The 13,034-nt window shown below is 72.5% G+C and carries 13 protein-coding genes and 1 pseudogene; 6 read left to right on the forward strand and 8 right to left on the reverse strand.

The window, feature by feature from the left end:
• Positions 1–241 precede the first annotated feature (241 nt).
• The gene (locus MHW47_RS07905) at positions 242–1,210 is read right to left on the reverse strand and encodes a diacylglycerol kinase family protein (RefSeq protein WP_239221913.1); all 969 of its coding nucleotides are present in this window, start codon (positions 1,208–1,210) and stop codon (positions 242–244) included.
• A gap of 212 nt (positions 1,211–1,422) precedes the next feature.
• On the opposite strand from MHW47_RS07905, the gene MHW47_RS07910 reads away from it, so the two are divergent.
• The gene (locus tag MHW47_RS07910; RefSeq protein ID WP_239221925.1) at positions 1,423–1,806 is read left to right on the forward strand and encodes a hypothetical protein; all 384 of its coding nucleotides are present in this window, start codon (positions 1,423–1,425) and stop codon (positions 1,804–1,806) included.
• 85 nt (positions 1,807–1,891) lie between these two features.
• On the opposite strand, the gene MHW47_RS07915 is transcribed toward MHW47_RS07910, so the two are convergent.
• From MHW47_RS07915 to MHW47_RS07925, 3 genes are all read right to left on the reverse strand, one after another.
• Entirely contained in the window at positions 1,892–2,872 is a 981-nt protein-coding gene (locus MHW47_RS07915) for an RNA polymerase sigma factor SigF (RefSeq protein WP_374230065.1), read from the reverse strand.
• Positions 2,869–3,282, reverse strand: a complete 414-nt coding sequence (locus MHW47_RS07920; RefSeq protein ID WP_018105584.1) for an anti-sigma regulatory factor — start codon at positions 3,280–3,282, stop codon at positions 2,869–2,871. The genes MHW47_RS07915 and MHW47_RS07920 overlap by 4 nt, the downstream gene beginning before the upstream one ends.
• Before the next feature lie 230 nt (positions 3,283–3,512).
• The gene (locus MHW47_RS07925; protein ID WP_239221914.1) at positions 3,513–3,773 is read right to left on the reverse strand and encodes a UBP-type zinc finger domain-containing protein; all 261 of its coding nucleotides are present in this window, start codon (positions 3,771–3,773) and stop codon (positions 3,513–3,515) included.
• Between the two features lie 35 nt (positions 3,774–3,808).
• Here MHW47_RS07925 and MHW47_RS07930 point away from each other — a divergent pair, with 35 nt between their 5' ends.
• Positions 3,809–5,407, forward strand: a complete 1,599-nt coding sequence (locus tag MHW47_RS07930; RefSeq protein ID WP_239221915.1) for a Na+/H+ antiporter — start codon at positions 3,809–3,811, stop codon at positions 5,405–5,407.
• Here the strand turns inward: MHW47_RS07930 and MHW47_RS07935 are convergent.
• The 4 genes from MHW47_RS07935 to MHW47_RS07950 form a co-directional block, all read right to left on the reverse strand.
• Positions 5,386–6,348 carry a 1-aminocyclopropane-1-carboxylate deaminase/D-cysteine desulfhydrase gene (locus MHW47_RS07935; protein WP_239221916.1) on the reverse strand — a complete coding sequence of 321 codons (963 nt, stop codon included), beginning with the start codon at positions 6,346–6,348 and terminating at the stop codon, positions 5,386–5,388. The two genes, MHW47_RS07930 and MHW47_RS07935, sit on opposite strands and share 22 nt — an antisense overlap.
• Positions 6,349–6,381: 33 nt before the next feature.
• On the reverse strand, positions 6,382–6,975 hold the full coding sequence (locus tag MHW47_RS07940; RefSeq protein WP_239221917.1) for an N-acetylmuramoyl-L-alanine amidase: 594 nt from the start codon (positions 6,973–6,975) through the stop codon (positions 6,382–6,384).
• Between the two features lie 145 nt (positions 6,976–7,120).
• On the reverse strand, positions 7,121–8,314 hold the full coding sequence (locus MHW47_RS07945; RefSeq protein WP_239221918.1) for a globin domain-containing protein: 1,194 nt from the start codon (positions 8,312–8,314) through the stop codon (positions 7,121–7,123).
• Between the two features lie 88 nt (positions 8,315–8,402).
• Entirely contained in the window at positions 8,403–8,861 is a 459-nt protein-coding gene (locus tag MHW47_RS07950) for an Rrf2 family transcriptional regulator (RefSeq protein ID WP_239221919.1), read from the reverse strand.
• 215 nt (positions 8,862–9,076) lie between these two features.
• On the opposite strand from MHW47_RS07950, the gene MHW47_RS07955 reads away from it, so the two are divergent.
• The 4 genes and pseudogenes from MHW47_RS07955 to MHW47_RS07970 all read left to right on the forward strand — a co-directional run.
• Positions 9,077–10,483: a family 2B encapsulin nanocompartment shell protein gene (locus tag MHW47_RS07955; protein WP_239221920.1), complete on the forward strand. Its 1,407-nt coding sequence runs from the start codon at positions 9,077–9,079 to the stop codon at positions 10,481–10,483.
• 83 nt (positions 10,484–10,566) lie between these two features.
• Positions 10,567–11,610 carry a family 2 encapsulin nanocompartment cargo protein polyprenyl transferase gene (locus MHW47_RS07960; protein WP_239221921.1) on the forward strand — a complete coding sequence of 348 codons (1,044 nt, stop codon included), beginning with the start codon at positions 10,567–10,569 and terminating at the stop codon, positions 11,608–11,610.
• 83 nt (positions 11,611–11,693) lie between these two features.
• Positions 11,694–12,368, forward strand: coding sequence for a DUF6304 family protein (locus MHW47_RS07965; protein WP_239221922.1), 675 nt, complete (start codon positions 11,694–11,696; stop codon positions 12,366–12,368).
• Positions 12,369–12,515: 147 nt separating this feature from the next.
• Positions 12,516–13,034 (forward strand): annotated as a pseudogene (locus MHW47_RS07970) (DUF1648 domain-containing protein); the annotation flags it as partial.

Below are 13,034 nucleotides of genomic sequence, written 5' to 3' on the forward strand. Positions count from 1 at the left end.
GCCGACGACCAGAAGGACTGGTTGTGGTCCTGTGAAGTGAGGAGGGGTTCTGGCTCTCAGTGGAGGCCGTTGTTGCGGGCCGTCCCGATCGCCATGTAGAGATTCGCAAACCTCGGCGGCGGATACAACCCCTTCTGGAAAGTTTTTTTTGATTCCTCGGTGTCGGCTAGGTCACAGCCGTACTTCTAGAGGGTGGAAGCCAGTCCAAACGTTCGAGTTAAAGGACTTTGGTCCCTTCCACTCACACAATCACACGCAGTGCACGGCGTACGCCTGTGAACGTCACACTCGTACGCACTCCGAGGTGGTCACCGTCCATCTGGAACGGCAATGGCACCTTGGAATGCAAGGTGAAGTCCGTGAGGTCGTGCCGGGATACCGCGTGCTTGCCCCGGGGCCCCTTCCCGGGGCTCGACGTGAGCAGCTGGGTGGCGTAGCGGCTGACCGCGGGCGTGGAGAGTTTCCGCAGGCCAAGCACGTCGAGAGCGGTGTCGAAGGACGCCTGCGGGGCCGCGTAGATCGGCCGGTTCCCGAGGTACGTCCACGGGGCCGTGTTGCAGATTATGGAAAGCGCGAGCCCGGTGACCGGCTCCTCACCGGGCACGTCGAGGGTTATGACGCCCTGCCTGCGGTGCGGCTCGTCCAGGAATTGCCGGATCACCTGCCGGACGTACAGCGCGTGCGTCGAACGCTTGCCGCGCTCCCGCCGCTGTTCGACCCGGCCGATCACCCCCGCGTCGAATCCGAGGCCGGCGCAGAAGGTGAACCAGCGCTCCGGTACGGATTCGTCCTCCGTGCCCGGCGTCCCGCCCGCCAGCCCCAGGCCCACCGTCCGCTCGGTCCGGTTCGCCAGGGCGTCCAGGATGGCGCCGGTCGCCTCCACGGCGTCGTTCGGCAGCCCCAGGGCCCGCGCGAAGACGTTGGTGGAACCGCCGGGCACCACGGCCAGCCGCGGCAGCCGGTCGAGGTCCGGGCCCCGGTGCAGCAGGCCGTTCACCACCTCGTTGACCGTGCCGTCGCCGCCGAGCGCCACCACCAGGTCGATGTCGTCGCTGTCGGCGGCCCGCCGGCCCAGGTCGCGGGCGTGCCCCCGGTACTCCGTGGACACGGCCTCCAGCTTCATCTCACTGGCCAGCGCGTGGATCAGCACGTCACGGGTCCGCGCACTGGTGGTGGTGGCTGCCGGGTTGACCACGAGAAGTGCGCGCATGACTGCCAGCCTACCTACCACGGGGTACCGCCCTGAAGTCCTCCCCGCACACCCTCACGCTCGGTGACGGCACGGGAACGGCGCGGCGGCGCGCCGACCCCGGCTTTCCCTTCCGGGCGCCGGGATGCCAACCTGCAAGGGTGAGTACTCAGCAGAACGCGCCCACCCCCGCCCCCTCGGCGGACCCGGCGAAGCCCGCCCGGCTCGCGCTGGTGGCCGGAGTGAACGCGCTGGAGGGCGCCGCCCTCGTCGCCGGCGGGATCTACATGCTGGTGATGGGGCTGCTGGGCCGCCCCGACAGCCCCCGGCAGGCGGAGATGGGCGGTCTGACCGTGATCGCGCTCGGGCTGATCCCGCTCGTCGCCGCGCGCGGACTGCTGCTGCGGCGCAGCTGGAGCCGGGGCCCCGCGCTCATCACGCAGATCATCGCGCTGCCCGTCGTGTGGACGCTGCTGCGCTCCCACGACCTGCTGATCCCGGCCGGCATCGTGCTCGCGGCACTCGCGCTGACCGCGCTCTACCAATTGGTCCGGCCGGCCACCATCGAGGCCCTGGGCATCCGCAGGCCCGGCTCGGCCACCGGCCCGGACGCCTGACCGGACCCGGACGCCTGACCGGTACGCGACGCGGCGGAGGCCGCCGGGGACGTCCCCGGCGGCCTCCTTCGCGTACGGCCGTGCCCTACTCCTCGACCAGCAGCCGCTCGCGCAGCTGCGCCAGCGTGCGGGCCAGCAGCCGCGAGACGTGCATCTGCGAGATGCCGACCTCCTGCGCGATCTGCGACTGGGTCATGTTGCCGAAGAACCGCAGCAGCAGGATGCGCTTCTCCCGCGGCGGCAGATCCTCCAGGAGCGGCTTCAGCGATTCCCGGTACTCGACGCCCTCCAGCGCCTCGTCCTCGGAGCCGAGGGTGTCCGCCACGGCCGGCGACTCGTCGTCCGTGTCCGGCACGTCCAGCGAGAGCGTGCTGTACGCGTTGGCCGACTCCAGCCCCTCCAGGACCTCCTCCTCGGAGATCCCCAGCCGCTCCGCCAGCTCGTGCACCGTGGGCGAGCGGCCGTGCAGCTGGGACAGCTCCGCCGTCGCCGAGGTCAGCGAGAGCCGCAGCTCCTGGAGGCGGCGCGGCACCCGCACCGCCCAGCCCTTGTCGCGGAAGTGGCGCTTGATCTCCCCGACGACCGTGGGCGTGGCGTACGTCGAGAACTCGACGCCCCGCTCCGGGTCGAACCGGTCGACGGACTTGATCAGCCCGATGGTGGCGACCTGGGTCAGGTCGTCCAGCGGCTCCCCGCGGTTGCGGAAGCGCCGGGCCAGGTGCTCCACCAGCGGCAGGTGCATCCGTACCAGCCGGTTGCGCAGCTCCGCCCGCTCCGGTGAACCGTCGGGCAGCCCGCGCAGTTCGACGAACAACGCCCGCGCACCGCTGCGGTCGTTCGGATCGTGGTGCCCGTGCTCGCTCATCTGGCCTGCCCGCTCCGCCTGCGACTGCTCCACCGCGACCGTAAGGCCGGCTGTCCTGCCCGCCCCGCCGGCCGCACGGGGCAGGTCGTCCCCGTCCACCGGATGAGGCAGTGCCTGCTGGTCCGGGATGCCCGTCGCGCGCACCACCCCTGGTCGGATCGTCTCGTCCCGCACCGGACCGTCCCCGTTTCCGCCGCTCACGCCGGCCCTGGTCCCGCGCCGCGCTGTTTGTACAGGCTGATGCTGACCGTACGGTCGTCGGCGACCGAGGAGTCGACCTTCCCGGCCAGCGCGGAGAGCACCGTCCAGGCGAAGGTGTCGCGCTCCGGGGCGCGGCCGTCCGTGGTGGGGGCCGCGACCGTCACCTCGAGTGAATCGTCGATGAGACGGAACACGCAGCTGAGGACGGAGCCCGGCACGGCCTGCTGGAGCAGGATGGCGCACGCCTCGTCCACCGCGATGCGAAGGTCCTCGATCTCGTCGAGAGTGAAGTCCAAACGTGCTGCGAGACCGGCCGTGGCCGTGCGCAGCACCGACAGGTAGGCACCCGCAGCGGGCAGCCGGACCTCCACGAAGTCCTGATTGCCGGGCTCGCCTGCGATCTGGGACACCCTCACCTCCAAGGTGGCACAAACTCATTCGAGGTTCCGGGAAGAACGCCCGGAGCCATGCGGTACGTCTTCGGTTCCAGTCCGGCGACGCTATCGCGATCCATGATGCCGTGTCGCCGGAACCCCTCCCCGTGGGCGTCACTCATGGTAGGTCCACGGGTACACACAGTGGCTAGGGGTCTGCGTCGCCCAATTGCGAACACCCGACGCCGGTTTGACGTACCCGGACCTCAGACGATCGAACCGTCGGCGAAGCACCAGCGCCAGTTCTCGCCGGGCTCGAAGCTCCGCATCACCGGGTGGCCGGTCTGCTCGAAGTGGCCGGTCGCGTGCCGTCCGGGCGAGGAGTCGCAGCAGCCGACGTGGCCGCAGGTCAGGCACATCCGCAACTGCACCGGGTGGGTGCCGGCCGCCAGGCACTCGGGGCAGGTGGCGCCGAGGGGCGCCGGCTCGGGGCTCGGCAGGTCCGGGACATGCGGGCACACACTCATGTGAGCCAGGTTACGACGGATGCGAAGATCACGAGATGGACGCATTGCCCCTGGTGGCGCTGGTCGCGGGCAGCGCCGCGACGGCCGGCCTGGCCCGCCGCACCCCGGTCCCCGCCCCCCTGCTGCTGGTGGCCGCCGGCCTGATCGCCTCGTACGTGCCGGGGGTGCCGGCGTACACCCTGGACGCGCACATCGTGCTGCCGCTGCTGCTGCCGCCCCTGCTGTACACCGCGGCCGTGGACAGCTCCTACCTGGACCTGCGGGCCAACCTGCGGCCGGTGGCCCTGCTCTCGGTGGGGTACGTGCTGTTCGCCACCCTGGCGGTGGGGTGGCTGGCCCATGTGCTGGTACCCGGTCTGCCGCTGACCGCCGCGCTGGTGCTCGGCGCGGTGATCGCCCCGCCGGACGCGGTCACCGCCGCGGCGATCGCCCGCCGGGTGGGGCTGCCCGCGCGGGTCACCACGATCCTGCAGGGCGAGTCCCTGGTGAACGACGCCACCGCGATTACCGCGTTCAAGGTGGCCCTCGCCGCCGCCGTGGGCGAGAGCGTCGGCTGGGGCGCGGGCGCCCGCGAGTTCCTGCTGGCGGCGGTCGGCGGGGTCGGGGTCGGCCTGCTGCTGATGGTGCCGCTGCACTGGCTGCGCACCCATCTGCGGGAGGCGCTGCTCCAGAACACGCTGTCGCTGCTCATCCCGTTCGTGGCGTACGCGGCGGCCGAGCGCGTGCACGCCTCGGGGGTGCTCGCCGTGGTCGTCGTCGCGCTGTACCTGGGCCACCGCTCCTGGCAGGTGGACTTCGCCACCCGGCTCCAGGAGGCCGCCGTGTGGAAGATGGTCGCCTTCGTCCTGGAGTCCGCGGTGTTCGCCCTGATCGGCCTCCAGCTGCCGTTCGTCCTCAAGGGCCTCGGCACCTACTCGGTGGCGGACGCCCTCGGCTACGCGGTGCTGGTCTTCCTCGCCGTTGTGGTGGTCCGGTTCGTCTGGGTCTACCCGGCGACCTACCTGCCCCGGTGGCTCTCCAAGCGCGTCAGGGAGCGGGAGCCGGGCACGGACTGGACCTCACCGCTCATCGTCGGCTGGGCCGGGATGCGCGGCGTCGTCTCCCTCGCCGTCGCCTTCTCCATCCCGCTGCTCACGGCCGACGGCGCGCCGTTCCCGGCCCGCAACCTCGTCCTGTTCCTGACGTTCACCACCGTCATCGGCACCCTGGTGGTGCAGGGGCTGACGCTGCCGGTCCTGGTGCGGGTGCTGCGGCTGCCCGGCCGGGACCGGCAGGCCGAGACCCTGGCCGAGGCGCAGGCGCAGAGCGAGGCGTCGGCCGCCGCCGAGGCCCGGCTGGACGCCCTGCTCACCGACGAGCACAACCGGCTGCCCGGGCCGCTCGCCGACCGGCTGCGCGCCGTGCTGGAACGCCGCCGCAACGCGGTGTGGGAGCGGCTCGGCGCGGCCGATCCGGTCACCGGGGAGTCGGCGGACGACACCTACCGGCGGCTGGCCGGCGAGATGATCGAGGCCGAGCGGGAGGTCTTCGTACGGCTGCGGGACGAGCGCAGGATCGACGACGAGATGATGCGGACCCTGCTGCGCCGCCTGGACCTGGAGGAGGCCGCCGCCTACCGGGAGGACTCGCCCTGAGGCGATGCTCCGGGCGCCTCCCGGGCGTCGTCGGCCCCGTCGGGGCGGCCGGTGATCACGGCCGCGACGGTGGTCCCGGCGGGGAAGGCGCCCTCCGCCACCAGCTCGGTGAGCGCGTACAGCATTTTGGCCACATACAGTCGCTCCACGGGCAGCCCGTGGCGGTCCTCGAAGTCCTGTGCGAAGGCGTGCAGGGCGGGGGTCGTACGGGCGTAGCCGCCGAAGTGGAACCGCTCGTCCAGCCACCAGTCGCCCGCCGGGCCGCCGAAGGCCGCCCGCTGGAGCCCGCGCACCTCCTCGCCCAGGAAGCCGCCGCGCAGCACCGGGACGCCCAGGGCCCGCTGCCCCGGTGCCAGTCCGGCGGCCAGCCCGGCCAGGGTGCCGCCGGTCCCGCAGGCCACCGCCGCCACGTCGGCCACGCCCCGCAGCTCCCGGCCGAGCGCGGCGCAGCCCCGGGCCGCGAGGGCGTTGCTGCCGCCCTCCGGGACGACCGCGCAGTCGCCGTACACGTCGAGCAGCCCGGCCAGGACCGCCGGGTCGGCCTTGGCGCGGTAGGTCGCCCGGTCCACGAAGTGCAGCCGCATGCCGTCCGCCGCGCACCGGGCGAGCGAGGGGTTGAGGGGGCGGTGCGCCAGCTCGTCCCCGCGTACGACGCCGACGGTGCGGAACCCCAGCAGCCGGCCCGCGGCGGCGGTGGCCCGCAGATGGTTGGAGTAGGCGCCGCCGAAGGTCAGCACCGGGCGCCCGGCGGCGGACGCCAGATTGGGCGCGAGTTTGCGCCATTTGTTGCCGGGCAGGTCCGGGTGGATCAGATCGTCGCGTTTGAGCAGCAGCGTGACGCCGTGCCGGGCGAAGCGCTCGTCGTCGGCGGGCCGCACGGGCGAGGGGATCACCGGTCGCAGCCGGGCGAGGCCGGGCGGTTCGGGGGGCGGGGCGGACATGCCCCCATTGTGGGCGGCGGCGCCCGCCGGGTCCTACTTGAGGCGGTCGTGGATACGGGCCCGCATGTCGTCCATCGAGAAGCCGCGCGGGTCCACCTTGCCGGGCTGCCACTCGCGGTGCCCGATGACCGACCGGGCGCTCCAGCCGTGGTGCCGGCAGATGGCCGCCGACACCCGCGCGACGGCTTCGAGCTGTTCGTCGGGCCAGGGGTCGTCGCCGTCGCCGAGGTTCTCGCACTCGAAGCCGTAGAAGTGCCGGTTCCCGTCGGTGTTGGCCTCGTTGTCGTGGGGGAGGCGCTTCTTCTCGGCGATCACGGCGCGCAGCACGTCGTCGTCGCCCATGCCGGCGTGGTTGGTGCGCCCGTAGCCCACCAGGTGGACCCGGCCGTCCTTGGCGATGACGCCGTGGCACAGGGGCCCCGGCAGGTCGGGGTGGCCGTCGCGGCAGACCCGTACGGTGGCGTCGGTGCCGCGGGTGGCCGAGTGGTGGATCATGACCCCGTTCACGGGGCCCCAGGGGCCCTTGTGGTCGCGGTTGCGGCCGCGCCAGCCGTCCACCTCGACGACGGTGACCTCTTCCTTCTTGAGGGCGGCGAGGAACGCGCTCGCGGACATGGGTGAGGACATGGCCGGCTCCTTACGGTGCGTGGGGGAGGGGGTCCTGGTGGAGCCCTACCCGGCCGCGAGGGCCCCGACCTGTCGCGGAGCGACGGCGGGGCCCTGTTCGGATGCTGTGCGAGCCGATCCGGTCACCTCGGCGCGCGGGGCCGGCTCAGGAGGCCAGCCACAGGTCCGGGCCGAACACCTCGTAGTGGATGTCGGAGGCCGGGACGCCCTTGGCGAGCAGCTGGGTGCGCACGGCGCGCATGAAGGGCAGCGGGCCGCAGAGGTAGGCGTGGGTGCCGGAGGAAACGACGACGTCGCTCAGGTCGACGAGCCCGGTGCGGTCGGTGGGGTGGCCGCCCTCGGGGTCCTCGTACCAGAAGTGGGCGGCCGCGTCGGGGAGCTTGGCGGTCAGCGCGACGTGGTCGGTGCGCAGCGCGTGGTCGGCGGGGGAGCGGTCGCCGTGCACGACGGTGACCGGGGCGCGGTGCCCGGACACGGCGAGGTGCTCCAGCATCGACAGGATCGGGGTGCAGCCGATGCCCGCGGAGGCGAGCAGCAGCGGGGCGTCCTCGGACTTCAGCACGAGGTCGCCGTAGGGGGCGGAGACCCGGATGCGGTCACCGGCGCGGACCTGGGCGTGCAGGTGGCGGGAGACCTCGCCGTCCGGGGCGTCGTTGCCGTGGACCCGCTTGACCGTGATGGAGCGGAGCGGCGAACCGGGGGCGCTGGAGAGGCTGTACTGGCGTATCTGGTGGGCGCCGTCCGGGAGTTCGACCTGCACCGATACGTACTGGCCGGGACGGAAGGCGGGGGCCGGGGAGCCGTCGGCCGGGCGGATGCGGAACCGGGCGACGTCGTCGGTCTCCTCGGACCGCGAGACGACCTCCCACTCGCGCCAGACGTCACCGGCGACGACGCCCTGCTCCGCGTACAGCCGCTCCTCGATGGCGATGAGGGCGTTGGCCATCAGCCAGTAGACCTCGTCCCAGGCGGCGGCGACCTCGGGGGTCACCGCGTCGCCGAGGACCTCGGCTATCGCGGCGAACAGGTGGGTGTGGACGACGTCGTACTGGGCGGGAGTGATGCCGAGCGAGGCGTGCTTGTGGGCGATGCGGCTGAGCATCACGTCCGGGCGGGTCTCGGGCTGCTCGACCAGGTGCGTCGCGAAGGCGGCGATGGAGCCGGCCAGCGCCTGGCGCTGCGCGCCGGACGCCTGGTTGCCGCGGTTGAACAGGTCGCGCAGCAGCTCCGGGTGGGCGCTGAACAGCTTGCGGTAGAAGAGATCGGCGATGTCCCCGATGGCCGCGCCTACGGCGGGCAGGGTGGCACGAACGGTGGCGGTCGACGACTCGGAGAGCATCGGTGACTCCTCGGAGGTTGAATTGGCATCTCAGATGCGTATTTAAGAGCAGTGTAGGAGCAGGCCCGGCGAGCCCCTGCGGCGGGGGTCAGTTTTCGGACGGGCGGCGACTGCTGAGGGTGAGGAGGAGGGGGCCGGTCGGCCCGGCCGTCAGCTCCGCGACGGTGAGCGGGTCCAGCGAGGCGTAGAACGCGTCCTGGGCCTCGCGCAGGGCCATGCGCAACCGGCAGGCCGACCGCAGCGGACACGGGGTGGAGCCCTCGCAGTCGACGACGTCGCCGGGCTCCTCGGGCTCCTCCAGCTCGCGGACCAGGGCACCCACCGACGCGGACCGGCCGGCCTCGGTGAGCGTGAGCCCGCCGCCCCGGCCCCGCCGCGCGTCGACCAGTCCGAGGTGCTGGAGGCGGGCGACGACCTTCGCGGCGTGCGAGTACGGGACCTGCATGGTGGCCGCCACCTCGCGGGTGGTCGGCGGGTCCTCGTGCGTCACGACGGCGAGGCGCATGAGCACGCGCAGCGCCACGTCGGTGAACCTGGTGAGCCGCATGGGAACCAGGCTAGGTTAATTGGCATTACGCATACAAGTTACTGGCCTCCGCCCGGCCTTCGCCGTGCCTCCGCCGGGCTTTCGACAGGGCATCGCGCGACGCGATTCCCACCCTAACGGCCGATTAATCACACTCTTTTGTGTAATGGCGCGCCCCGCCTTCGTGCTGCAAGTGTTCTTCCCGCAGGTCAGCCGAAAGATCGAGAGGGCGAAAGATGTCCGTTGGTGAAGAGGTTCAGAACACGCAGGTGCCGCCGCAGCAGAGTCTCGGCACGGCGGCCGCGCGGAACCTCGCGACGACCACCAAGACCGCTCCGCAGATGCAGGAGATCACCTCCAGGTGGCTGCTGAAGATGTTGCCGTGGGTCCAGGTGCAGGGCGGTACGTACCGGGTGAACCGCCGGCTGAGCTACGCGGTCGGCGACGGCCGCGTCACGTTCGTGCAGACCGGCGACCGGGTCGCGGTCATCCCCGCCGAGCTGGGCGAGCTCCCGGCACTGAGGGGCTTCGAGGACGAGGAAGTGCTCGCCGAACTGGCCCGCAGGTGCGAACAGGTCGACATCCCCGCAGGACACGTCCTGGCCGCGGAGGGCGACCCGGCGGACCGGGTCTACCTGCTGGCACATGGCAAGGTCGAGAAGGTCGGCAGCGGCCCCTACGGTGACGAAACGGTCCTGGGGGTCCACGCGGACGGGGCCTACTTCGGCGACCGCTCCCTCATCGAGGGCGACGCCGTCTGGGAGTACACGGCCCGCGCCGTCACCGCGTGCACGGTGCTGACGCTCCAGCGGGCGGACGTCCTCAACCTCGCCGAGCGGGCCGCATCGCTCGACAGCCACCTCACCCGGCTGCTCTCCCTCCCGCAGCAGCGCACCAACAAGTACGGAGAGGCGGAGATCGACCTCTCCGCGGGCCATGTCGGCGAGGCCGTCGTCCCGCACACCTTCGTGGACTACGAGGCCGCGCCCCGCGAGTACGAGCTGAGCGTCGCCCAGACCGTCCTGAAGGTCCACAGCCGCGTCGCGGACCTGTACAACCAGCCGATGAACCAGACCGAGCAGCAGTTGCGGCTCACGGTCGAGGCGCTGCGCGAGCGCCAGGAGCACGAGCTGATCAACAACCGCGAGTTCGGCCTGCTCAACAACTGCGACTACGGCCAGCGGCTCCAGCCGCACGACGGGGTGCCGAGCCCCGACGACATGGACGAGCTGCTCTCGCGGCGGCGCGGCTCCAAGCTCTTCCTCGCCCACCCGCGCGCCATCGCCGCCTTCGGCCGCGAGTGCAACCGGCGCGGGCTGGTGCCGGAGAGCATCGACGTCGGCGGCCACCGCATCCCGACCTGGCGCGGCGTGCCGATCTTCCCGTGCAACAAGATCCCGGTCAGCGACGCCCGCACCACGTCGATCATCTGCATGAGGACCGGCGAGGCCGAGCAGGGTGTCGTCGGCCTCCAGCAGTCGGGCATCCCCGACGAGATCGAGCCCAGTCTCTCGGTCCGCTTCATGGGCATCGACGAGCAGGCGATCATCTCCTACCTCGTCACGGCCTACTACTCCGCGGCGGTCCTCGTCCCGGACGCCCTGGGCGTGCTGGAGAACGTCGAGGTCAGCCGCTGGCGGTGAGCCTCCGGGGCCCGGACCGCTGCCGGTCCGGGCCCCCGGCCCCGGCGCACCACCACAGCAACGACAGGGGTGACCGATTGACCATGACCCGAACAGACGCCGCGACCGAGGGCGACGAGGCCGCGGCTCTGCTGGAGTACACCCGGACCCTCGTCGATCCGCACCTGCGGGCGGCGGTCACCTCCCTCCCGGGCTCGATCCGGCGGGTGGCGATGTACCACTTCGGCTGGGAGAACGCCGACGGCAGCCCGGCGGCGGGCGGGGCGGGCAAGGCGATCCGGCCGGCCCTCGTCCTGGCGGCCGCCCGCGCGCTCGGCGGCGACCCCGAACGGGCCGTACGGGCGGCCGTCGCCGTGGAGCTGGTCCACAACTTCACCCTGCTCCACGACGACGTCATCGACGAGGACCACACCCGCCGTCACCGGGCCACCGCCTGGACGGTGTTCGGCATCCCGGACGCGGTCATCGCGGGCGACGCGATGCTGGCCCTCGCCCAGCGGCTGCTCGCGGAGGACGGCGCGCCCGTGGCGCAGCTCGCCTCCGCCCGCCTCTCCACCTGCGTCATCGAGCTGTGCGCGGGCCAGCAGGCGGACTGCGCCTTCGAGGAGCGCGACCCCGACCAGGTCACGCTCGACGAGTGCCTCACCATGGCGACCGCGAAGACCGGTGCGCTGCTCGGCTGCGCCTGCGCGCTGGGCGCCCTCTACGCGGGGGCCGGTGAACGGGCCGTGGGGGCGATGGACGGCTTCGGCCGGGAGGCCGGGCTCGCCTTCCAGCTCATCGACGACCTGATCGGCATCTGGGGCGATCAGGCGCGGACCGGGAAGCCGGTCGGCGCGGATCTCAGCGCCCACAAGAAGTCGTTGCCGGTGGTGGCCGCGCTCACCGCGGGCGGCCCGGCGGCGGCGGAACTGGCCGCCCTGTACCGGGGGCCGATGAGCACCCGCGCCGAGGTCGGCCGGGCCGCGGAGGCCGTGGACCGGGCCGGCGGCCGGGACTGGGCGCAGAGCTGCGCGGCGGACCGGATGGCGCGGGCCGTGCACCACCTCTCGCGGGCCGTCCCGGACCTCTCGGCGGCGGGCGACCTGCTGGCCCTCGCCGAGTTCGTCACCCGCCGTACGTACTGACGGCGAGCCGGGCCGGAAGGCGCCGCGGCCCGAGCGGAGGGCGGCACGGGCGGTGTCGGAGGCAGGGGCTACAGTCCCTGCTCATGACAGATGAGTCGTGGGCAGGGTGGTACCGGGACCGACAGGGCTCCGACGCCGTCATCCTCACCACCGACGGGCAGCAACTCCGCCTCCGCGTCAGGGGCGTGGACTTCGAGGGCGGTAGCTTCGACGGTCTGCGCCCGGTGGCGGCCGGCCCGGCGGAGAGCGGGATGTTCGCGCTGACGGACGGGGTGCTGGGGGACTGCGTCCTGGAGTGGGATCTGCCGTTCCCCGTCATGGCGGAGGGGGTGGAGCGCCAGGCGACCCTCAGCTGCCTGCTGTCGCTGCGCAGGCCCGACCCGTATCTCTACCTCGAACTCCGGTTCGGCGGGGCGGCCTTCGGCTCGCAGCGGGCCGAGAGCGACTTCGGCTCCGCGCTGGCCACGATCCAGCGGGAGCTGCCGCCCGGAGTCCACCTGCGGACCTGTATAGCCTGCGCGTTCTCCGACTACTTCCCGGCCCCGGACCGGGGCCGCGGCCTCTCCGGCGGCCTCGCCTGTTTCCGGGGCGCCAAGGAGGAGTACCGGGGCGCGGCCGGCGAACAGGACCTGATCGGACTGTGGGACCGGCGCACCGGTTTCGTCCAGGAGGTCTGGAGCTGCCGGGAGTTCGAGCCCAGGCCCTCGGAGGGCGCGGGCACCGGCCACCGGGGAGCGTTCCCCCTCGAAACCGCCTGACCGTCCCGCGCGACCCGCGCCGGGCGTGCCCCGCCCGGCGCACTCCAGCCGACCGGCCTCTTTCCGGCTCCGCTCCTCCCGTCACCACCGGCCCGCCCTTGTTCTCACCTTCATTGTTCTATTAGCATGCAAACAATGGAGGTTTTCATGAACCGTCGATCCATCGGCCGCGCCGCCCTTGCCGCGCTGCCGTTCCTGCTCGCGCTCGCCGTCGACCTGCTCCTCTTCGCCACCCGCCGGGACCGGCTGCCCGCGCGGCTGGCCAGCCATTTCGTGGGCAACGGCCGGGCCGACGACTACGCGGGCCGGACCTCGTACGTCGTCGTCACCACCGTGCTCCTGCTCGGCGTCGGTCTCCTGGCCGGAATCCTGGTGGCGCGGGGCAGGTTCACCGCCAGGGCGTACCGGGCGACCGTCGGATTCGCCTACGCCATGGCCGGGTTCCTGGGCTACCTCATGGCCGCCGTGCTGCTGATCAACGTGGACGCCGTCGAGGACGCGCAGGGCCGGGGACAGGACGTCACCTTCCCCCTGTGGCACCTGGCCGCCGCCCTCGGGGTGGGCGTGGTCGCCTTCGGCCTCGGCCTCCTCGCGGCCGCGCTGCTGCCCGTGCCCGAGCCGGCCGCGCCGGACGCGCCCGGGCAGGCGGGCGGGCGGATCGAACTG

Origin of the sequence: Streptomyces sp. OfavH-34-F (assembly GCF_022347745.1) — a bacterium.
Taxonomy (GTDB): Bacteria; Actinomycetota; Actinomycetes; order Streptomycetales; family Streptomycetaceae; genus Streptomyces.